Source organism: Hydrogenophaga sp. H7, assembly GCF_002025745.1.
Taxonomy (GTDB): Bacteria; Pseudomonadota; Gammaproteobacteria; order Burkholderiales; family Burkholderiaceae_C; genus Hydrogenophaga; species Hydrogenophaga pseudoflava.
In genome coordinates, this window is the sequence record NZ_MCIC01000012.1 from 16,470 (window position 1) to 37,543 (window position 21,074).

The 21,074-nt window shown below is 68.0% G+C and carries 21 protein-coding genes; 10 read left to right on the top strand and 11 right to left on the bottom strand.

Annotated features, from left to right (window positions below; all coding sequences use genetic code 11):
- The first annotated feature begins 31 nt into the window (after positions 1 to 31).
- The 6 genes from BC358_RS06525 to BC358_RS06550 all read left to right on the top strand — a co-directional run bounded on the left by BC358_RS06525 (position 32) and on the right by BC358_RS06550 (position 5,625).
- Entirely contained in the window at positions 32 to 1,072 is a 1,041-nt protein-coding gene (locus tag BC358_RS06525; protein WP_143434203.1) for an AraC family transcriptional regulator, read from the top strand.
- Between the two features lie 119 nt (positions 1,073 to 1,191).
- Positions 1,192 to 2,172: a quinone oxidoreductase gene (locus BC358_RS06530; protein WP_079365190.1), complete on the top strand. Its 981-nt coding sequence runs from the start codon at positions 1,192 to 1,194 to the stop codon at positions 2,170 to 2,172.
- A 20-nt stretch (positions 2,173 to 2,192) separates the two neighbouring features.
- Complete coding sequence (locus BC358_RS06535; protein WP_079365191.1) at positions 2,193 to 3,041, top strand: TauD/TfdA family dioxygenase; 849 nt, start codon at positions 2,193 to 2,195, stop codon at positions 3,039 to 3,041.
- 45 nt (positions 3,042 to 3,086) lie between these two features.
- On the top strand, positions 3,087 to 4,145 hold the full coding sequence (locus BC358_RS06540) for a 3-keto-5-aminohexanoate cleavage protein (protein ID WP_079365192.1): 1,059 nt from the start codon (positions 3,087 to 3,089) through the stop codon (positions 4,143 to 4,145).
- A 54-nt stretch (positions 4,146 to 4,199) separates the two neighbouring features.
- Entirely contained in the window at positions 4,200 to 5,201 is a 1,002-nt protein-coding gene (locus tag BC358_RS06545) for a tripartite tricarboxylate transporter substrate binding protein (protein WP_079365193.1), read from the top strand.
- Between the two features lie 7 nt (positions 5,202 to 5,208).
- Positions 5,209 to 5,625, top strand: a complete 417-nt coding sequence (locus BC358_RS06550) for a carboxymuconolactone decarboxylase family protein (protein WP_066155964.1) — start codon at positions 5,209 to 5,211, stop codon at positions 5,623 to 5,625.
- On the opposite strand, the gene BC358_RS06555 is transcribed toward BC358_RS06550, so the two are convergent.
- Positions 5,612 to 7,756 (bottom strand): xanthine dehydrogenase family protein molybdopterin-binding subunit, encoded by a 2,145-nt coding sequence (locus BC358_RS06555; RefSeq protein WP_079365194.1) that lies wholly within the window; start codon positions 7,754 to 7,756, stop codon positions 5,612 to 5,614. The two genes, BC358_RS06550 and BC358_RS06555, sit on opposite strands and share 14 nt — an antisense overlap.
- A gap of 2 nt (positions 7,757 to 7,758) precedes the next feature.
- Entirely contained in the window at positions 7,759 to 8,223 is a 465-nt protein-coding gene (locus tag BC358_RS06560) for a (2Fe-2S)-binding protein (RefSeq protein ID WP_079365195.1), read from the bottom strand.
- 184 nt (positions 8,224 to 8,407) lie between these two features.
- Here BC358_RS06560 and BC358_RS06565 point away from each other — a divergent pair, with 184 nt between their 5' ends.
- Positions 8,408 to 9,673 (top strand): Hsp70 family protein, encoded by a 1,266-nt coding sequence (locus BC358_RS06565; protein WP_079365196.1) that lies wholly within the window; start codon positions 8,408 to 8,410, stop codon positions 9,671 to 9,673.
- An 8-nt stretch (positions 9,674 to 9,681) separates the two neighbouring features.
- Here the strand turns inward: BC358_RS06565 and BC358_RS06570 are convergent, their stop codons facing one another.
- The 5 genes from BC358_RS06570 to BC358_RS06590 all read right to left on the bottom strand — a co-directional run bounded on the left by BC358_RS06570 (position 9,682) and on the right by BC358_RS06590 (position 14,615).
- The gene (locus tag BC358_RS06570) at positions 9,682 to 10,593 is read right to left on the bottom strand and encodes a sugar phosphate isomerase/epimerase (RefSeq protein ID WP_079365197.1); all 912 of its coding nucleotides are present in this window, start codon (positions 10,591 to 10,593) and stop codon (positions 9,682 to 9,684) included.
- 3 nt (positions 10,594 to 10,596) lie between these two features.
- On the bottom strand, positions 10,597 to 11,517 hold the full coding sequence (locus tag BC358_RS06575; protein ID WP_066155949.1) for a 4-hydroxyphenylpyruvate dioxygenase: 921 nt from the start codon (positions 11,515 to 11,517) through the stop codon (positions 10,597 to 10,599).
- Positions 11,518 to 11,545: 28 nt separating this feature from the next.
- Entirely contained in the window at positions 11,546 to 13,039 is a 1,494-nt protein-coding gene (locus BC358_RS06580) for a tripartite tricarboxylate transporter permease (protein WP_079365198.1), read from the bottom strand.
- On the bottom strand, positions 13,036 to 13,548 hold the full coding sequence (locus BC358_RS06585; RefSeq protein ID WP_066155943.1) for a tripartite tricarboxylate transporter TctB family protein: 513 nt from the start codon (positions 13,546 to 13,548) through the stop codon (positions 13,036 to 13,038). Before BC358_RS06585 ends, BC358_RS06580 begins: the two co-directional genes overlap by 4 nt.
- Before the next feature lie 77 nt (positions 13,549 to 13,625).
- Positions 13,626 to 14,615 (bottom strand): tripartite tricarboxylate transporter substrate binding protein, encoded by a 990-nt coding sequence (locus BC358_RS06590; RefSeq protein WP_066155940.1) that lies wholly within the window; start codon positions 14,613 to 14,615, stop codon positions 13,626 to 13,628.
- Between the two features lie 167 nt (positions 14,616 to 14,782).
- Between BC358_RS06590 and BC358_RS06595 the strand changes: the two genes are divergently transcribed.
- Complete coding sequence (locus tag BC358_RS06595; protein WP_079365199.1) at positions 14,783 to 15,613, top strand: IclR family transcriptional regulator C-terminal domain-containing protein; 831 nt, start codon at positions 14,783 to 14,785, stop codon at positions 15,611 to 15,613.
- Here the strand turns inward: BC358_RS06595 and BC358_RS06600 are convergent.
- From BC358_RS06600 to BC358_RS06610, 3 genes are all read right to left on the bottom strand, one after another.
- Positions 15,610 to 16,779, bottom strand: coding sequence for an MFS transporter (locus tag BC358_RS06600; protein ID WP_079365200.1), 1,170 nt, complete (start codon positions 16,777 to 16,779; stop codon positions 15,610 to 15,612). The two genes, BC358_RS06595 and BC358_RS06600, sit on opposite strands and share 4 nt — an antisense overlap.
- On the bottom strand, positions 16,772 to 17,872 hold the full coding sequence (gene aroC, locus BC358_RS06605; protein ID WP_066155935.1) for a chorismate synthase: 1,101 nt from the start codon (positions 17,870 to 17,872) through the stop codon (positions 16,772 to 16,774). The genes BC358_RS06600 and aroC overlap by 8 nt, the downstream gene beginning before the upstream one ends.
- A gap of 70 nt (positions 17,873 to 17,942) precedes the next feature.
- The gene (locus BC358_RS06610) at positions 17,943 to 18,413 is read right to left on the bottom strand and encodes a CBS domain-containing protein (protein WP_066155932.1); all 471 of its coding nucleotides are present in this window, start codon (positions 18,411 to 18,413) and stop codon (positions 17,943 to 17,945) included.
- Positions 18,414 to 18,533: 120 nt separating this feature from the next.
- On the opposite strand from BC358_RS06610, the gene BC358_RS06615 reads away from it, so the two are divergent.
- Together BC358_RS06615 and BC358_RS06620 are read left to right on the top strand one after the other, a co-directional pair.
- Complete coding sequence (locus tag BC358_RS06615) at positions 18,534 to 19,844, top strand: O-acetylhomoserine aminocarboxypropyltransferase (RefSeq protein ID WP_079365201.1); 1,311 nt, start codon at positions 18,534 to 18,536, stop codon at positions 19,842 to 19,844.
- Positions 19,844 to 20,662, top strand: a complete 819-nt coding sequence (locus BC358_RS06620) for an alpha/beta fold hydrolase (protein WP_079365202.1) — start codon at positions 19,844 to 19,846, stop codon at positions 20,660 to 20,662. The genes BC358_RS06615 and BC358_RS06620 overlap by 1 nt, the downstream gene beginning before the upstream one ends.
- Here BC358_RS06620 and BC358_RS22075 read toward each other — a convergent pair.
- A complete protein-coding gene (locus BC358_RS22075; RefSeq protein ID WP_066155922.1) occupies positions 20,599 to 20,937 on the bottom strand; it encodes a DUF2917 domain-containing protein in 339 nt (112 codons plus the stop codon). The genes BC358_RS06620 and BC358_RS22075 overlap by 64 nt on opposite strands.
- Positions 20,938 to 21,074 lie beyond the last annotated feature (137 nt).

Sequence of the window (21,074 nt, forward strand, 5' to 3'; positions counted from 1 at the left end):
TGGGACAACAGCTTTCGAAACTGGGACATTCATGGATTTCCCCTACGTGCCCGTGGTGCGCAGCGCCAGCCTCGCCGGCTACGTCGAGCTGGCGCAGTCGCTGGGGCTGGACGCGCGCGCCCTGCTGCGCAAGGCCGGCCTGTCGCCGCGCGCGCTGGACGACCCCGAAACGCCCCTGAGCGCCGCCGCCGTGCGCGCCCTGCTGGAAGACAGCGCGCAGGCCAGCGGGGTGGACGACTTCGGCCTGCGCATGGCGGCGCGGCGCCACCTGGCCAACCTGGGGCCGATCAGCCTGGTGCTCAAGGACGAGCCGACCGCGCGCGCCGCGCTGGACACGCTGTGCCGCTACCTGCGCCTGCTCAATGCCTCGCTGCTGACGCGGGTGGAAGACCACGGCGCGCTGGTGATCATCCGGGAGGAGATCCTGGTCGATCAGCCGGCCAGCACGCGCCAGTCGATGGAGCTGGCGGTGGGGGTGATGTACCGCATCGTGCGCGAGCTGCTGGGCGGGCCGTGGAAGCCGGTGCGCGTGTGCTTCAAGCACCGGCCGCCGAAGGACACCACAGCGCACCGCGCCTTCTTCGGTACCGCGGTGGACTTCAACAGCGAGTTCAACGGCATCGTCTGCACCGCCGCCGACCTGCAGACCCCGCTGCCCGGCAACAACCCGGAGATGGCGCGCTTTGCGCGCCAGTACCTGGACCGCGCGCTTTCGGGCCGGCACCAGAGCACCAAGGCCACGGTGCAGCAGCTGGTGGCCGCGCTGCTGCCCGGCGGGCGCTGCACCTCGCAGCAGGTGGCGCAGCACCTGGGCGTGGACCGCCGCACCATCCACCGCCACCTGGCGCGCGAGGGCGAGAGCTTCGCCACGCTGCTGCAGGCGGTGCGTTCCGAGCTGGTGCTGCGCCAGGTGCGGGACAGCGACCTGCCGCTGTCCGAGGTGGCGCAGCTGCTGGGGTTTGCGGCGCCGGCCGCGTTCTCGCACTGGTTCCGCCACACCTTCGGCTGCAGTGTCACCGCCTGGCGCGCACAGGAAAAGGCGAAAGCGGCGGTGCGTCAGGGTGAACCCTGACTGTCCCAGATTCGCAAATCAATGTCCCAGTTTGACAAGCATTCAAGGGTGGTGACTCCTACGATGCGTTCCATGGCCCGGACACCCGGCCCCCCGAACGCAACAAGGAGACACCCCCCATGGCCACTGCCATCCGCATGCACCGCACCGGCGGCCCCGAGGTGCTGGAGATCGAACAGGTCGAGGTGGGCGACCCAGGCCCGGGCCAGGTCCGCCTGCGCCACGCCGCCGTCGGCCTGAACTACGCCGACACCTACTTCCGCAACGGCACCTACCCCATGCCCCTGCCCGCCGGCATGGGCGTGGAGGCGGCGGGTGTGGTCGAGGCCGTCGGCCCCGATGTGAGCAACGTCGCCGTGGGCGACCGCGTCACCTACACCGGCTTCCTCAACACCCTGGGCGCCTACGCCACCGAGCGCCTGATCCCGGCCGCACCGCTGATCCGGCTGCCCGAGGGCATCGGCTTCGAGACCGCCGCCGCCATGACCATGCGCGGCCTGACCTCGGCCTACCTGATGCGCCGCATCCACCCCTTCCAGGCCGGCGACACGCTGCTGCTGCACGCGGCGGCCGGTGGCGTGGGCCTGATCGTGGCGCAGTGGGCGAAGCTGCTGGGCATCACCGTGATCGGCACCGTGTCCACCGACGCCAAGGCCGAGGTGGCCAGGGCCCACGGCTGCACCCACACCATCAACTACAGCCACGAGGACGTGGCCGCCCGGGTGAAGGAACTCACCGGCGGACGCGGCGTGGACGTGGTGTTCGACAGCGTGGGCAAGAGCACCTTCATGGCCTCGCTCGATTCGCTCAAGCGCCGCGGCCTGATGGTCTGCGTGGGCACGGCCAGCGGCCCCATCGAGGGCTTCAACCCCAACCTGCTGGCCATGAAGGGCTCGCTCTACCTCACGCGCCCGGCCCTGGCCGACTACATCGCCGACCCGGCCGAGAAGGCCGAACTCGCCGCCGAAGTGTTCGGCCACGTGGCGGCCGGCCGCATCCGCATCGACATCCACCAGCGCTACGCACTCGGCGATGCGCAGCAGGCGCACCGCGACCTGGAGTCGCGCAAGACCACCGGTTCGTCGGTGTTCGTGATCTGAACCGCCCGAGGAGACACCCCATGAAGATCGAGCAACTCACCTGCGCCATCGGCGCGGAAGTCAGCGGCGTGAGCCTGGCCGATGCGGCGCGCGACAACGCGCTGTACGAGGAGATCAAGGCCGCGCTGCTCCGGCACAAGGTGCTGTTCCTGCGCGACCAGGACATCAGCCGCGCCGACCACGTGGCCTTCGCGCGCCGCTTCGGCGAGCTGGAGAACCACCCGGTGGCCGGCAGCGACCCGGAGCACCCGGGCCTGGTGCGCATCTACAAGACGCCCGACGCCCCCAACGACCGCTACGAGAACTCCTGGCACACCGACGCCACCTGGCGCGAGGTCCCGCCCATGGGCTGCGTGCTGCGCTGCGTGGAATGCCCGCCGGTGGGCGGCGACACCATGTGGGCCAACATGGCACTGGCCTACGAGAAGCTGCCGGAGCCCATCAAGCAGCAGATCGGCGGCCTGCGCGCGCGCCACAGCATCGAATGCACCTTCGGCGCCGCCATGCCGATCGAACGGCGCCTGGCGCTCAAGGCCCAGTTCCCCGACGCCGAACACCCGGTGGTGCGCACCCACCCCGAGACCAGCGAGAAGGTGCTGTTCGTCAACGGCTTCACCACCCACTTCACGAACTACCACACCCCCGAGAACGTGCGCTGCGGCCAGGACTTCACGCAGGGCAGTTCGTCCCTGCTGCAGTACCTCATCAACCAGGCCGCCATCCCCGAATACCAGGTGCGCTGGCGCTGGCAACCCAACAGCGTCGCCATCTGGGACAACCGGTCCACCCAGCACTACGCGGTGATGGACTACCCCCCTTGCCACCGAAAGATGGAACGCGCCGGCATCGTCGGCACGCCCACCTTCTGACCGTTCACCTTCTGATCGCCCCATTCAACGCACCCGGAGACAACCATGAACTTCCTCGACGGTCACCTCTTCCCCGAGAACCAGCAACCCCTGGTCATCACCGCCGCCCCCTACGGTCCCGAGTGGATTCCTTCGGACTTCCCCGAGGACATCGCCGTGACCATGGAAGAGCAGGTACAGAAAGCCGTGGACTGCTACAACGCCGGCGCCACCGTGCTGCACCTGCACGTGCGCGAGCTGGACGGCAAGGGCAGCAAACGCCTGTCCAAGTTCAACGAGCTGATCGCCGGCGTGCGAGAGGCGGTTCCCGAGATGGTGATCCAGGTCGGCGGATCGATCTCGTTCGCGCCGGTCGGCGAAGGCGAGATCGCCAAGTGGCTGTCCGACGACACGCGCCACATGCTGGCTGAGCTGACGCCCAAGCCCGACCAGGTGACCGTGACCGTCAACACCACCCAGATGAACGTGACCGAACACATGGAAGAGGCCGACATCGCCGGCACCTCCATGGCCACGCCCGAGGGTCGCCGCGCCTACACGGAGATGGTGGTGCCCTCCACGCCCAGCTTCGTCGAGGAACACGTCAGGCGCCTGTCCGCCGCCGGCATCCAGAGCGCCTTCCAGTTCTACAACCTCAACAGCTTCGAGACCGTCGAGCGCCTGATCCGCCGCGGCGTCTACAAGGGCCCGCTGGTGTGCAACTGGGTCGCCATCAGCGGCGGCATGGACGCGCCCAACATCTACAACCTGGCCAACTTCCTGCGCGCCATTCCCGACGGCACCATGCTCACGGTGGAAAGCAGCATGCGCAACACCCTGCCGATCAACATGATGGGCATGGCCATGGGCCTGCACGTGCGCTGCGGCATCGAGGACAACCTCTGGAACCAGAGCCGCACCGAGAAGATGACCACCGTGCAGCAGATTCAGCAGCTGGTGCGCATGGCCAACGAGTTCGGCCGCCCTATCGCCACCGGCCAGCAGGCGCGCGAGATCCTGAAGATCGGCGTGTTCTACGACACCGTGGAAGAGACCCTGGCGGCCAACGGCTTCTCGCCCAACGCGCCGGGGCGCCAGCAGGGCTTTCTGCGCAAGGTGGCCTGAGGGCAGCCCGCCCCGCGTCGACCCGAAAGACCTTCAACGATGTCAGGACAGTCCATGACCTTCCACACTTCTTCGCCTGCCCTCCCGCGCAGAACCCTTGTTCTGGCCTCGCTGCTGGCCCTGCCCTTCGGCCAGGTGATGGCCCAGGGCACTGGCTGGCCCAACCGCCCGATCCGCATCGTCGTGCCTGCACCGGCCGGTGGCGCCTCCGACATGATCGCGCGCACCGTGGCCGAGAACGTCCGCAAAAGCCTGTACCAGCCGGTGCTGGTCGAAAACAAGCCCGGAGCCGGCGGCATCCTCGCCGTCGAAAGCATGCTGGGTGCTCCGCGCGACGGGTACACCTTTGTTCTGTCGCCCAACTCGCTCGTGACGGAAAACCCGCACAGCTACAAGTTCCGCTTCGACCCCCTCAAGGACCTGGTCCCGATCGCCGAGGTCGCCTCCGTCGCGCTGGTGCTGGTGGCCGACCCGTCCCTGCCCGTCTCCAACCTGGCCGAGATGGTGGCCTACGTGAAAACGCGACCGGGCAAGGTGTCCTACGCGTCCTACAGTCCCGGCACGCTGTCGCATCTCAAGGGCCTGCAGTTCAGCAAGGCTGCAGGGCTGGACATGGTGCACGTGGGCTACAAGGGCTCTCCGCCCGCGCTGCAAGACCTCATGGGCGGCCAGGTGCAGTTCATGTTCGACGGCCTGGGCACCTCGCTGCCCCTGATCAAAAGCGGAAAGGTGCGCGCCCTGGCCGTGACCTCGGCCAAGCGATCGCCCTATCTGCCCGACGTGCCCTCGCTGGCGGAAGCGGGACACCCCGATCTGAGCCAGATCATGGGCACCTCGATCTGGTCCACGCCCGACGTCCCGCAGGACATCCGCGACAAGTTCCGCCAGGAACTGATCAAGGCCATCTCGACCCCTTCTGTGAAGAGCCAGCTCGGCGCCCTGGGCATGGACGCCGGCAACCCCGCCCAGACCGTCCCCGAGCTGGAGAAGGCGCTGCGGCAGGACAACGAGAGCACGGGCCGGATGCTGCGCTCGATCGGCCACCAACCCTCCTGAACCACGCATGAGCCATCCGACCACCTCCCCCGGCGCGGGCACCAGCGCCACCCCGGTCAGCGACGAGCTGCGCGCCAGCGGCTACTGGAACCCCGAGTGGGACAGCTTCGCCGAGCTCGACCCCCTGTGGACCGAAAAATTCCTCGACATGGCCATGCACCCCATGCGCAAGGGCCTGATCGAGCCCAAGGTCTGGGAGTTCATCTCGATCGCGGTGGACGCCTCATGCACGCACATGTATGGCCCGGGCACGCGGCGCCACATCCGCCGGGCACTGGAACTCGGCGCCACCCCGGAGGAGATTGCGGCGGTGCTCCAGGGCGTGAGCGTGCTCGGCCTGCATGCCAACAGCATGGGTGCGCCCATGCTGTTGGAGGAGGTGGCCCGCCACCAGGCCCGGGCCTCGCCGATCAGGCCTTCTTGAGCTGCGAGGTGTCGAACGGCAGGCTGCGCAGGCGCTTGCCAGTGGCCGCGAAGATCGCGTTGGCCACCGCCGGCGCCACCGGTGGCGTGCCGGGCTCGCCGATGCCGCCGGGCTTCTCGGTGCTCTTGACGATGTGCACCTCGACCTTGGGCATCTCGTTGTGGCGCAGCACCGGGTAGTCGTGGAAGTTGCCCTGTTCGACCCTGCCGTCCTTGAGGCTGATCCTGCCGTACAGCGCGGCCGACAGCCCGTAGACGATGGCGCCCTCGACCTGGCGCTCGATGATGGTGGGGTTCACCGTCATGCCGCAGTCCACTGCGGCCACCACGCGGTGCACCTTGGGCGTGCCATCGGCGTTGATCGAGACTTCGGCCACCTCGGCCACATAACTGCCGAAACTCTGCACCACCGCGATGCCGCGGAACACGCCCGCCGGCAGCGGCTTGCCCCAGCCGGCCTTCTCGGCCGCCACTTCCAGCACCTGCCTGTAGCGCGGCTGCTGGTCCATCAGCGCGCGGCGGAACTCGAACGGGTCCTTGCCCGCGGCGTGCGCCATCTCGTCGATGAAGCCTTCCATGAAGAAGCTGTTCTGCGAGTGGCCGACCGAGCGCCAGAACCAGACGCTGGGCCCAGGCTCGCGCCGGCCGTAGGTGATGAGCTGGTTGGGCACGCTGTAGGGGTGGTCGTTGATGCCCTCCATCGCAAAGCTGTCGACGCCGCTCTCGGGGATCTTCATGAAGCCCGAGGCCGCCATGATGGACGGCGAGCCCACGCCGGCCTTGAGCAGCACCGCGTTGCCCTGGGCGTCCAGGCCGCCGGTGAACTTGGCCACCGAAGCCGGGCGGTAGAAGCCGGCGGCCATGTCGTCCTCGCGGGTGTAGACCAGCTTGACCGGCGCGCCGCTGATCTTGGACAGCAGGGTGGCGTCGATCACGAAGTCGGGCGCGAAACGCCGGCCGAAGCCGCCGCCCAGCATCATGGTGTTGACCTTGACCTTGCCCGGGTCGACCGAGGCCACCTGGCTAAGGATGCCCTGCACCGGCCCCTGGCTCTGCGTGCCGGCCCAGATTTCCACGCCGTCGGGCTTGACCCAGGCGGTGCAGTTCATCGGCTCCATGCAGGCGTGCGCGAGATAGGGCGCCTCGTAGGTGGCCTCGACCAGCTTGGCCGGGGTGATGCCGGCGTCGCCCGCCTTGAGCGCCACCGCGTCGGCCTTGCTGGCGCCGTCGGTCAGCATGGCCGTGACCTTGGCCGAATCGAGCCCGGCCTTGTCGCCAAAGTCCCAGTCCACCTTCAACGCGTCGCGGCCCTTCTTCGCCGCCCAGTAACCCGTGGCCAGCACCGCCACACCGGTGGGCAGCGTGATCACCTGCTTCACGCCCTTGACCGCCTTGGCCGCCGTGTCGTCCACCTTGGCCACCTTCACGCCCGGCAGGGGCGCGCGCGCCATCACGGCCACCAGCATGCCGGGCAGGTTGACGTCGATGCCGAACTTGGCCGAACCGTTGGTCTTGCCCGCCGTGTCCAGCCGGGCCTTGCGCTGGCCGAGGATCTTGAAGTCCTTCGGGTCCTTCAGCGCCACCTTCTCGGGCGCCTTCTGTTTTGACGCCGCCTCGGCGAGCTGGCCGTAGCTCAGCTTCTTGCTGCCGTGCATCACGTGGCCGGCCTCGGTGCGGCATTCGCCGGCCGGCACCTTCCATTGCTCGGCCGCGGCCGCCACCAGCATGGCGCGCGCGGTGGCGCCGGCGTTGCGCATCACGTCCCAGTGGCCGCGCACCGTGGTCGAACCGCCGGTCGCCTGCATGCCGAAGGCGGGGTTGTTGAAGGCCTGGCTCACCGGCGCCTGCTCCACGCCCACCGTGGCCCAGTCGGCGTCCAGCTCTTCGGCCATCAGCTGCGGGATCGCGGTCAGCACGCCCTGCCCCATCTCGGAGCTGCCGCAGACCACGGTGACGCGGTTGTCGGGCGTGATGCGCAGCCAGGCGTTGGGCGTGAAGGCGGTGTCGGTCGCTGCCAGAGCCCGGCCGCCCATGGACGGCAGGGTGAAGCCGACGACCAGGGCGGCGCCTGAACCGGCCATGAAGCCGCGGCGGCTGGTCTCGAAGGCGTGGGAATCGTTGGTGGTGCTCATGATCAGGCTCCCTGCAGGGCGGTCGCAGCGTCCTTGATGGCCGCCTTGATCTGGTTGTACGTGCCGCAGCGGCAGATGTTGCCGCTCATGGCCTCGTCGATGTCCTTGTCGCTGGGCCTGGGCTTGGCGGTCAGCAGCGCGGTGGCGCTCATGATCTGGCCGCTCTGGCAGTAGCCGCACTGCGGCACGTCGTGCTTGACCCAGGCGGCCTGCACGGCCTTGCCGGCCTTGCTGTTGCCAATGGCCTCGATGGTCACCACTTTCTTGCCGGCCGCGGCCGACAGCGGGGTGGAGCAGGAGCGCACCGGCTGGCCGTCCAGGTGCACGGTGCAGGCGCCGCACAGCGCCATGCCGCAGCCGAACTTGGTGCCGGTGAGTTGCAGGTCTTCGCGCAGCGCCCACAGCAGGGGCATGTCGGGTTCGGCGTCGACGGACGCCGCTTTCCCGTTGACATTGATGTTCAACATGGGGTTGTCTCCTGTGAGGTTCGCCCGGCGATCAAGGCGCCAAGGTCGTTCTGCAATGTAACGAGCCGCTCCCGAGCCCCGGACCGGGTCAACCCTTGTCCTACGTTGGCGTGGGGACAAGCTGTTCCGTTTCGGGCCACCCGGCGCGGTGGCAGAATGCCGCTCCCCTAGTTGACCCCCTCCTATGCATCCAGACTCCCACGGCACCCTCGGCATCGATTTCGGCACCTCCAACTCCGCCATGTCCTGGGCCGCCCCCGGCGGCCTGTCGCGCCTGATCCCGCTCGAAGGCGACGCCGTCTCCATGCCCACCGCCGTGTTCTTCAACAGCGAAGACCACCGCACCCACTTCGGCCGCGACGCCGTGGCCCAGTACCTCGCCGGCACCGAAGGCCGGCTGATGCGCTCGCTCAAGAGCCTGCTGGGCAGCCCGCTGATCCACGAAAGCACCGAGGTCAACCACCGCCCGGTCAGCTTCCTGGAGATCGTGACCACCTTCGTGGCCGAGCTGCGCGAGCGCGCCACCCGCACGCTGGGCAGCGCGCCCAGGCGCGTGGTCATGGGCCGGCCGGTGCACTTCGTGGACGACGACCCGGCGCGCGACGCGGCGGCCCAGCAGTCGCTGCTGGAAGCCGCACAGGCCGCCGGCTTCCGCGAGGTGCGCTTCCAGCTCGAACCGATCGCCGCCGCGCTGGACCACGAGCGCCGGCTGGACCGCGAGTCCCTGGTGCTGATCGTCGACATCGGCGGCGGCACCTCCGACTTCACCGTGGTGCGCCTGGGCCCTGATCGCATCGCGCGGCCCGACCGGGCGGACGACGTGCTCGCCACCACCGGCGTGCACATCGGCGGCACCGACTTCGACCACCGGCTCAGCCTGGAACAGGTGATGCCGCTGCTGGGATACCGCCACCTCGGCCCGCAAGGGCGCGAAGTGCCCAGCCGCACCTTCTTCGACCTCTCGACCTGGCACCTGATCCAGTGGCTCTGTCTGCCCAAAGCGGTCAGCCAGGCGCAGGCGCTGCGCGTCAACTACAGCGACGTGCGACTGCACGAGCGGCTGATGCGCGTGCTGCGCGAGCGCCACGGCCACCACATCGCCCACGAGGTCGAGCAGGCCAAGATCCGCTGCTCGATGACCGACGCCGACACCAGCGTGGACCTGTCCATCGTCGAAGCCGCCCTCACGGCGCCGCTGGGCAAGGCCGCGCTGCGCGAGCACCTGGGCGGGCTGCTGGATCGCACCGTGGTCTGCGCTCGGGAATGTGTGCAACGCGCCGGCCTGCGAAACGACCAGCTCGATGCCGTCTACCTCACCGGCGGCTCCTCCGCCCTGCGGCCGTTCCAGCAGACGCTGCGCGCGGCGTTCCCGGGCGTGCCGCTGATCGAGGGGGACCTGTTTGGCGGCGTGGCGTCGGGGCTGGCGTACGGCACCGGGCGTTCAGCGTAACGCCCGCTTCAGCCCACCGACTTCAGCCGCATCTGGTTGGGCAGCGGCACCGAGCGGCGCAGCACGTCCTCGGCCAGCCAGAGCGCGGCGCGCTTGCCGCGCTCGGCCACCATGGGCAGCGGCATCTGCTGGTAGTCGTCGTTGAATACCTCGAAGCTGTAGTCGCCCGCGTAGCCGAGCCTGTCCAGCCGCAGCACGAGGTCGACGATCTGCTCGCTGTGCACCCCTTCGCCGGGGAAGACGCGGAAGGTGCGCGCGGTCGCCATGCGCTCCTCGAAGGTCTTGGCCTCCTGCCACATGAAGTCGGAGAGCTGCACCAGGAAGATCTTGCTCGGGTCGAGGTAGTCGATCTCGTCCAGCGCCGTCTTGGCCGCGAAGATGTGGAACGAGTCCAGGCCAATGCCAAGGTTCGGGCAGTCGGCGCGGCAGACCACGTCCCAGGCGGCGGTGAACTCGTTGATGGTGCGGCCCCAGGACAGGCCTTCGTAGGCGATCCGGATGCCCAGCGGCAGCGCCAGCATGGCCAGCTTGCGCAGGTCGCGCGCGAGGTGGTCGAGGTCCTGCGTGGCGTGGGCCGAGGTGGACGAGCAGGCCAGCAGCACCTTGCAGTCCAGCGCCGCGCACATCTCCAGCATGGCCTTGGCGATGTCGATCTTGTAGTGGTGCAGATGGCCCGAGAGGCCCTCGAAGTCGCGCAGCACCTGGAAGCCCGTGCCGCGCAGACCACTGGCCTTGACGGCCGCGACGGCGGCCTCGATGCCGCCCGGGTGGCCGTTGATGTCGTTGGCCTTGAGCATGACCTGCGAGAAACCCGCGGCCTTCATGGCGGCCAGCTTGGCTTCGAGCGGGCCGGCGAGCGTGATGGTGTCCATGCCGAAGCCGGAGATGGCTTCGACGATGGCGGCGTGGGAAGGCTTCATGGCTCAGCCTCCGGCGCGCTCGCTGTGCACCAGCTCGAACACCACCGAACCCAGGTAGGTCTTGGTGATGGCGCCGCGCTGCTCGGTGTGCGCCGCTTCGGTCTCGACGAACTCGACGCCCAGCGCGCGCAGCGCCTTCACCGCCGCCAGCACGTCGGGCACGCCCAGGCCGATGCGCTGCAGCTTCTCGTCGGCGTCGTACACGTTCACCGGCGGCTCCACCAGCTGCAGCATGAAGCGCTGCGACGGGTCCAGCGCCGGGGTGCGCAGCAGCGTGCCCTTGGGCATGATGCCGAAGCGCTGGTCGTCGGGAATGACCTCGGTGCCGAACAGCTCGTCGTAGAAGGCGATCCAGTCGTTGCTGCGCTCCGGGCCGATGTACTGCACGATGCCGAAGAAGTGGATGCCGGCGGTGGCGGGCGGCTTCTGGTCCACCGTGGGGATGGGCACGAAGTCCACGTCGTAGATCGAGAACTCCTTGTAGCGGTCCACGAAGTAGATGCGGCTGCCGCCGGCGCCGTGGATGGCCGGGATGTTCAGCTCCATCACCTCGGCGTGCGTCGGCACCGACCAGGCGCCGCGCTCCAGCACATAGTGGTAGGCGGCACGCGCATCGCGCACGCGCAGCGCCATCGCGGAAATCGAGGGCACGTCGCTGCCGTGGCTGGCGCCCTGGGCATCACTGGGGTGGGCGTTGACGACGATGTTCAGCCCACCCTGGCGGTAGAGCAGGATCTCGCGCGAGCGGTGGCGCGCCACCGGGCGGAAACCCATCATCTCCAGCACCTGGCCCAGGGCCTGGGGTTTGGTGGTGGCGTATTCGATGAACTCGATGCCGTCCAGGCCCAGGGGGTTGGCGGCGTCGCTGAACGAAGCCTGAAGGGGCTCGCGGCCAGCGGCGGTGTTGAGCAGCAGATCACTCATGGCAAGACTCCATGCAAAAAAGGGAATATCAGGTGCGACCGCGCAACCGCTTCCAGCAGGTCGACTGGCTGGCGATGGTCAGTGTCAGCGCGATCAGGATCACGAGCGACAGCGGCGATGTGAAGAATTCGCCCGCAAACTGCACCGGGTTGCCCTCGGCCGAGATCATGGCCTGTCGGTAGCTCTTGTCCATCAGCGGACCCAGGATCATGCCCAGGATCACCGGCCCCACCTGGAAGCCGTACATCTTGAGGAAGTAACCGAGCACGCCGAAACCGAGCATCCAGTACACATCCACCGGGTTGTTGTTGATCGCGTACGCACCCACGGCCGACAGCACCAGGATCACCGGCAACAGGATGGGTTTGGGCGTTTCGACGATCTTGGCGAACAGCCGGATGCCGGTGAGACCGAACACCAGCAGGAAGATGTTGGCCAGTGTGAGACTGCCCACGATGAACCAGAACAGGTGCGGCGTTTCCACCATCAGCATCGGGCCGGGCTTGAGACCGTGGATGTACATGGCACCGATGATCACGGCGGTGACGGCGTCGCCAGGTATGCCCAGCGTGAGCATCGGGATGTAGGCGCCGCCCACGGCCGCATTGTTGGCCGACTCCGGCGCCACCAGCCCTTCGTAGGCACCCTCGCCGAACGGCCGCGACGGGTCTTTGACCGTGCGCTTGGCGTGGTCGTAGGCCATCAGTGCGGCAATGTCGCCACCGGCGCCGGGCAGCGCGCCCACCACCACGCCGATGGTGGAGGTGCGCGCGGTCAGCGGCAGGTATTTGCGCAGCAGGCTCCAGGACGGCAGGATTTTCGAGACGTCCTGCTTGATCGCCTGGAGCTTGAGTTCGTGCAGCTGGCACAGCACCTCGGCCACGCCGAAGAAGCCGATCATGGCTGCCACATAGGAGATGCCCGCGGTCAGCTGCAGGCTGCCAAAGGTGAAGCGCGACTCGGCGGTCATCGGGTCGAGCCCGACCGAGCCGATCAGCACGCCCAGGGCCCCGGCAAAGATGCCCTTGGCCAGCGAGCCACCCGAGAGACTGCCCACCAGCAGGATGCCCCAGATGGCCAGCATCAGGTAGTCGCGCGGCGCGAACTGGAGCGCCAGATCTGCCACCGCCGGCGCGGCCACGGCCAGCGCCAGGATGCCGATGAAACCACCCACCACAGAGACCACCGTGGTCAGCCCGATGGCGGTGCCGGCCTCGCCCCGCTTGGCCAGCGGGTAGCCGTCCAGCCCGGTGGCAATGGCCGAGGGCGCGCCGGGAATGTTCAGCAGGATGGCGCTGCGCGAGCCGCCATAGACGCCGCCCAGGTAAATGCCCGAGATCAGCGCCAGCGCCGAGTTGACCTCCCATTTGAAGGTGAACGAGATCAGGATGGACACCGCCATCGTCACCGACAGGCCGGGAATGGCGCCGATGTAGATGCCGGCGAAGGTGCCCGCCGCGGTCAGCAGCAGCAACCGGACGTCGACCCAGCTGATGAAGAAATAGTTGAGCGCTTCGATCACGCGGCGGCTCCGTTGAACAGGCCCTGCAGCAGGGTGCCGCTGGGCAGCACCACCGAGAACACGGTCTGGAAGATCCCGTAGATCGCGGCCAGTGCCAGCGCCGACACCAGCAGGTTCAGGCCCCAGCGGCGGCTGCCCAGCAGCGCCATCGACACCACCAGGAACAGGTAGGACGCCAGCAGAAAGCCCAGTGGTTGCAGCAGCACCATGTACAGCGCGATGGCGACCGTGAAGCCCACCACCACTGGCGGCGTGAGGCGCCGCACGAATTGCGCCGCCAGCGACTCACCGGCCCGAGTCTCGGTCGGTGCCGAGCGCGCCGCATCCCGCAGGATCAGCACGGCGCAGACCACCATGATCGCTGCAGCGAACATCGGGAACGCGCCCGCAGACGTGAGCGACTCGAACTTCGAGATGCCGTACGCCGTCCACAGAAGAAAGAGGCTGGCCAGCAGCAGCACGGCCAGAAAGCTCAGCTCGCCAGGGAGCCGTTGTCGGGTGGGTTGCATGGTGGGTTACGCAAGGGTTCAGGCACAAACGCGCAGCCGTCCGGCCGGGACCGGACAGGCTGCGGACAGGCGGACGCTCAGGGCTTGGCGATGCCCAGCTCGGCCGGGTTCTTCTTAGCGACGCCCACTTCCTGGTAGGTCCAGGAAGTGACCGACTGCCACTTCTTGAGGAAAGCGTCGGCTTCGGCGCCCGAGATGTTCATCATCACGTTGCCACGGCTGGCCATCAGTTCGCGGAACTTCGGATCGTCGCCGGCCTTCTTGAATGCCGCCGTCAGCCTGGCCTTGACCGCATCCGGCACATCGCGCTTGACGAACACGCCGTAGAACGGCCCCCAGGGCAGGTACTTCTCCAGCGTCGGCAGGTCCTGTGTGATCGGCGGCACATCGCCGAACGGCTTCTCATCCACCACCGCCAGGGCCTTCAGGCGGCCGGCCTTGATGTGCTCGGCGGCCGCGCCCGCACCCACGAACATGAAGTCCACATGGCCGCCCAGCAGCGCCGTCAGACCCGGGCCGTCGCCATCGAACGGCACCGAGGTGACCGGAAATTTGGTGGCTGTCGACACCATGGCCCCCACGGTGAAGGGCAGGCCGCCGGCGCCGGTGGACCCCTGCTTCACCTTGCCAGGATTGGCCTGGATCTCGGCCAGCATGTCCTTGAAGCCCTTCCAGGGCTTGGCGGCGTTGGTCACCAGCAGCACATTGCCGCGGGCGGCGATGGTGACCGGGTAGAACTTGCTGTAGTCCAGCTCGCTGATGGCCAGCACCGGGTGCAGCTGCGGGTTTTCGGCACCGAACAGCAGCGTGTAGCCGTCGCTGGGCTGCTGGTACACGAAGTTCGTGGCGATGGCGCCGACGCCGCCCGGCTTGTTCTGCAGCACGATCTTCTTGCCCAGCGCCTCCTCGGCCACCGGCGCCAGCGCGCGGCTGACCACGTCGCTGGCGCCGCCGGCGCCCCACTGGATCACCCCGCTCAGTTCACGGTCAGGAAAGCCCTGTGCGGCACCGATCGTGGAAAAGGCGGCCAGCGCGACCGTGGCCAGGAATTGACGGCGAAGGTTCATGGTGATGTCTCCAAGGTTGGGTGGAAAAACGGAAATAGCCGGGAACACCCGAGCACTCTATGAAAGGAACGGCCAACTTCCTACTTCTGGGCCGCCCAAGTGATCGATAATCGATCGACATCGATCAATCATCGATCATTTCTGGTACTTCCCCCAATGCCTCCCCCATGAACTCCCGGACCACCATCGACAGTGCGCGCGCGGCAACGGCGGCTGCGTCTGCGCCCGGGCGGGGGCATCCCGCGCTTGAACGCCGCGACTGGATCGCCGGTCTTGAAAAAGGGCTGGCCATCATCGAAGCCTTCGACGACCAGCACCCGCGCCTGACCGCCAGCCAGGCCGGCGCGCGCTGCGGCCTGACCCGCACCGCTGCGCGGCGTTACCTGCTGACCTTGGCACACCTGGGCTATGTGGGCACCGACGGCAAGCTGTTCTGGCTGATGCCGCGCATCATGCGGCTGGGGCATGCGTATCTGGAGTCGGCGCGCCTGCCAAGACAGGTGCAACCCTTTCTCCAGCGGATCGTGGGCGGCACCCAGGAGATCGCGTATCTCGCGGTGCTGGACGGCGAGGACGCCGTCTACATCGCCCGAGGTGGGTCGCCAAGGCACATGTTCGAAGGCTACATGCTGGGCACGCGCGTGCCCGCCCAGGTCACCGCTGCCGGCCTGGCCATTCTGTCGATGCTCAGCGAGCCCAGCCTGAACGAGTGGCTGCTGGCGCATCCATTGCGCGCCTTCACCTCGTTCACCGTCTCCAGCAAGGACCAGCTGCGCGCAGAACTCAAACGCTGCCGGCGCCAGGGCTGGGTGTTGTCGGAACAGCAGCTGGAACTGAACCACCGCGGTATCGCCGTGCCTCTGCTGGACCGCAACAACGATGTGCACGGCGCGATCAGCGTCACCATGCCGATCAACCAGGAAAGCAGCGAGGATGCGGTCAAGCGCGTGCTGCCGGTGCTGCAGGAAGCGGCGCGCGGGCTGCGCAACCTGATCTAGGCGCGGTGCTCCAGCCGGCGCAGGCGCCAGGCGCACAGCGTCGCCACCCCCGCCAGCGCGCCCGCCAGCCAGAACACGCTGGCCAGGCCCAGCGCCGACGACAGCACGCCGCCGCCCAGCCCGCCGAGCGTGCCCGGCAGGCCGTAGCCGATCACGGTGTACAGCGCCTGGCCGCGCCCGCGCAGCCGGCCGGGAAAGTGGTGCGAGATCAGTGCGATGCAGACCGTGTGGTGCGCCGCGAAGGTGATGGCGTGCAGCGCCTGCGCGGCCAGCAGCAGCGGCCAGACCTGCGGCAGGCCGGCGGTCAGGCCCATGCGCAGCACCATCAGTGCCGAGGCCAGCACCAGCCAGCCGGTCAGGCTGAGCCGGGGCAGCCAGCGCCCCTGGGTGAAGAACCAGCCGATCTCGATCAGCACGGACACCGCCCAGAGCAGACCGATCACGGTCTTGCTGTAGCCCAGGCTGTCCAGGTAGAGCGAGAAGAAGACATAGATGGCGATGTGCGCGAGGATGTGGAAGAACACCGACGCGAAGAACCAGCGCACCGCGGGTTGCCTGAGCAGCGGCCAGATGGCGGGGTGGTCGTCGTCGTGGTGCGCCGCCTCCTTGTGGTCGGGCAGCCACCAGACGCTGGCCACCACCGCCACCAGGGTCAACAGCGTCCATGCCGGGAAATGACCGAGCCCGAAGTGTTCGAACCACCAGCCGGCCACCATCACCGTGAGCAGGAAGCCCAGCGAGCCCCAGAGCCGCACGCGGCCATAGCGTTTTGCGTCGAACGCCCCGCCCTGGCTGACCAGGTGCGCCAACGCGGCCTCGCTCATCGGCATCATGGCGCTGGTATGGGTGAACATGAGCAGCAACACCACGAACAGGGCCACAGGGCCGAGCGGGAACCACAGCGCCAGGGAAAAGATGAGCGCCGCCGTGGCCCCATAGCGCAGCAGCTTGACGCGCTCGCCCGTGCGGTCGGAGAGCGTGCCCCAGGCGTAGGGCGCGAACAGGCGCGTGGCCGACTGCACCGAGGTCAACACGCTGATGGCGAACAGCCCGAACCCCAGGTCTTTCAGCCAGAGCGGCAGGTAGGGGTTGAAGAAGCCGATGTGCGCGAAGTAACTCGCGGACAGGGCCGCGAAGGGCAGGAGTTGCTTGCGCTGTTCAGGCACGCGACGCGGCAGCGATATCCGGTGTCTCGACCGTCACATCGCCGCACTGCGCACGGTGCCGCAGCGCGTGGTCCATCACCACCAGGGCCAGCAGGGCTTCCATGATGGGCGCGGCGCGGATGCCGACGCAGGGGTCGTGGCGGCCCTTGGTGATGACCTCGGTCGGCTGGCCTGCCACGTCGATGGAGTCGCGCGGGACCAGGATGGAACTGGTGGGCTTGATGGCGACCGACACGTCCAGGTCCTGCCCGGTGCTGATGCCGCCGAGCACGCCGCCCGCCTTGTTGCCGACGAAGCCGTTCGGGGTGAGCGAGTCGCCGTGGGTGCTGCCCTTGTCGGCCACCGACGCAAAACCGGCGCCGATCTCAACACCCTTGACGGCGTTCAGGCCCATCATGGCGTAGGCGATGTCGGCGTCCAGCTTGTCGTACAGCGGCTGGCCCAGGCCCACCGGCATGTTCTTCGCGACCACGCGCAGGCGCGCGCCACACGAATCGCCGCTCTTGCGCAGTTCGTTCATGTAGGCCTCCAGCGCCGACACATCGGCCACCGGGGCGAAGAACGGGTTGTTGGGCACATGCTCCCAGCTCTCGAAACCGATCGGTACCTCGCCGATCTGCGTCATGCAGGCGTGGAAGGTGGTGCCGAACTTCTCCTTGAGCCACTTCCTGGCGACGGCGCCGGCCGCCACCGTGGGCGCCGTGAGGCGGGCCGAGCTGCGGCCACCACCGCGCGGGTCGCGGATGCCGTACTTCTGCCAGTAGGCGTAGTCGGCGTGGCCGGGGCGGAAGGTCTGCAGGATGTTGCCGTAGTCCTTGCTGCGCTGGTCGGTGTTGCGGATCAGCAGGGCAATCGGCGTGCCGGTGGTCCGGCCCTCGTACACGCCACTGAGAATCTCGACGGCGTCGGGCTCGTTGCGCTGGGTGACGAACTTGCTGGTGCCGGGGCGGCGGCGGTCCAGGTCGTGCTGGATGTCGGCTTCGGTCAGCGACATGCCGGGCGGGCAGCCGTCGATCACGCAGCCGATGGCCGGGCCGTGGGATTCACCGAAGTTGGTGACGCAAAACAGGGTTCCGAAGGTGTTGCCGCTCATGGGCTCCGATTATCGCCAAGCAAAACGCCCCGCGAGCGGGGCGTTTTGCTTCGGGTCACGGACAGACCCATCAGGGGAAGTTCGGTTCGTTCTTGCCTTCGGACTCTTCTTCCGGCCAGTCGCGGATGTAGGCCTTCAGCATCTTGTTCTCGAAGTTCTGCGCGTCCACCACGGCCTTGGCCACGTCGTAGAAGCTGATCACGCCCATCAGCATGCGGTTCTCGATCACGGGCATGTAGCGGGCGTGGCGGTCGAGCATCATGCGGCGGACCTCGTCCATCTCGGTGGCCATGGTGCAGGTCAGCGGGCCGGGGTCCATGGCTCGGTAGACGGTGGTGGTGCCCAGCTGGCCGCCGTTCTTGACCAGCGTCTTGATGACCTCGCGGAAGGTGAGCATCCCGACCACCAGACCGTTGGACATCACGACCAGCGAGCCGATGTCCTTCTCGTCCATGAGCTTGACGGCGTCGGCCAGGGAGTCCTCGGGGGTGACGGTGTAGAGGGCGTTGCCCTTGACGCGCAGGATGTCGCTGACCTTCATGGCACTTCTCCTTGGGATGGATGCTGTCGCCAGCTGAGCAGGCGTGGAGATGAATATAGCCCACAATCGGCGCGAACAACACACCGGGACTGCCCGGACGTTACCTTCGGAGACACACGCATGCCCGGCCATTCAGACCCCGGCTTCGACACCCTGGCGCTGCACGCCGGTGCGGCCCCAGACCCCTCCACCGGCGCCCGCGCCGTGCCCATCCACCTGACAACCTCGTTCGTCTTCGAATCCAGCGACCACGCCGCCGCCCTGTTCAACCTGGAGCGCGCCGGCCACGTCTACAGCCGCATCAGCAACCCGACCAACGCGGTGTTCGAGCAGCGCATGGCCGCGCTCGAAGGCGGTATCGGCGCCATCTCGGTCGCCAGCGGCCAGGCCGCGCTGCACCTGTCCATCGCCACCCTCATGGGCGCCGGTTCGCACATCGTCGCCAGCACCGCGCTGTACGGCGGCAGTCAGAACCTGCTGCACTACACGCTGCGCCGCTTCGGCATCGAGACCACGTTTGTCAAACCCGGCGACATCGATGGCTGGAAGGCCGCGGTGCGACCGAACACGAAACTGTTCTTCGGCGAGACCGTGGGCAACCCGGGCCTGGACGTGCTGGACATCCCGACCGTGGCGCAGATCGCCCACGAGGCCAAGGTGCCGCTGCTGGTGGACAGCACGCTGACCACGCCCTACCTGATCAAGCCGTTCGAGCACGGTGCCGACCTGGTCTACCACTCGGCCACCAAGTTCCTCTCGGGTCACGGCACCGTCATCGGCGGTGTGGTGGTGGACGCCGGCAGCTTCGACTGGGACGCGTCGGGCAAGTACCCCGAGCTGACCGAGCCCTACGACGGTTTCCACGGCATGACCTTCAGCGAGGAAAGCACCGTCGGCGCCTTCCTGCTGCGCGCGCGCCGCGAGGGCCTGCGCGACTTCGGCGCCTGCCTGAGTCCGCACAGCGCCTGGCTGATCCTGCAGGGTCTGGAAACCCTGCCGCTGCGCATGGAACGCCACATCAGCAACACCGAAAAGGTGGTGGCTTTCCTGGCCAGCCATCCGCTCGTGGGCCGCGTCGGTCACCCGTTGCTCGAATCGCACCCCAGCCATGCGCTGGCCAACCGCCTGCTCAGGCACGGCGCCAAGGGCGCGGGCTCGGTGTTCAGCTTCGACATCCAGGGCTCGCGCGAACAGGGCAAGGCCTTCATCGAAGCGCTCAAGATCTTCAGCCACCTGGCCAACGTGGGCGACTGCCGCTCGCTGGTGATCCACCCGGCCAGCACCACGCACTTCCGCATGAGCGACGAGGCGCTGGCGGGCGCCGGCATCGGCCGGGGCACGATCCGCCTGTCCATCGGGCTGGAAGACCCGGACGACCTCATCGACGATCTCAAGCGCGCCTTGAAAGCCGCAGAAAAGGCGGGTGCGTGATGGAACTCCAAGTCAACGGCGCCACCACCTACTGCTACACCGGCGGCAAGGCCTTCGACCCGGCCAAGCCGACCGTCGTCTTCATCCACGGCGTGCTCAACGACCACAGCGTCTGGATCCTGCAGAGCCGCTACCTGGCGAACCACGGCTTCAATGTGCTGGCGGTGGACCTGCCGGGGCACTGCCGCAGCGCGGGCGAAGCGCCCTCGACGGTCGAGGAAGCGGCCGACTTCATCGGCGCCCTGCTCGACGCCGCCGGCGTCCAGAAGGCCGCGCTGGTCGGCCACAGCTGGGGTTCGCTGATCGCGATGGAAGCGGCGGCTCGGCTCAAGGACCGTGTCACGCACACGGTGCTGGTCGGCACCGCCTTCCCGATGAAGGTGTCGCCCGCGCTGATCGAGTCCTCGCTGAACGAACCCGAGAAGGCGCTGACCATGGTCAACGTGTTCTCGCGCTCCACCCTGGCCGCGCCGCCCTCGGCACTGGGCCCGGGCACCTGGGTCTACGGCGCCGGCATGGCGCTGGGCCGGCGCGTGCTGCGCAGCAACCCCAAGGTGAATGTGTTCCACCGCGGCTTCGTGGCCTGCGACCGCTACGCGGGGGGCGAGGCGGCCATGGCGGCGCTCACCTGCCCGGTGCTGTTCCTGCTGGGTGGCGTGGACCAGATGACCCAGCCCAAGGCTGCACAAGGGTTGATCAAGACCGCCCAGGCGGCGGGCAAAACCGTGCAGGTCGTGACCCTGCCGGTCGGCCATCACCAGATGACGGAGACCCCGGACCTCACCCTGTTCGCGATCCGCGACTTCCTCAAGCGCTGAAACCAGGACGGTGCGGGCGCCACCAGCGGCATGAGCAGGTACTCGCTGTAGTGCTCCTGCGGCGTGTGCGAGGGTTCAGCGTCGGCACCGATCACCACCCAGTCCTGCTGCAGATCAATCACCGAGCCCGGGCCGAGGAACAGGTCCTGCGCCATGTTCGGCTGCGTCAGCCAGAGCCGACCGCTGACCACGCGCAGCCGCAGGCCGGCGCTGGCGTGGATCACGCGGGTCTGCAGCGGGAACAGGCGGGTGGTGGGGGGCTGGCTGGTGGACATGTCGGACCTTTCGTGAATGAGGCCCCACTGTCCGGCGTTCCGCCCCACCGCAACAGACACAGCGGGCCGGCAGCATGCCCGCTCAGCGCCGCACAGATCCGCATCTGTGTGGTCGGCTTGCCGGCCAACTGTGCTGG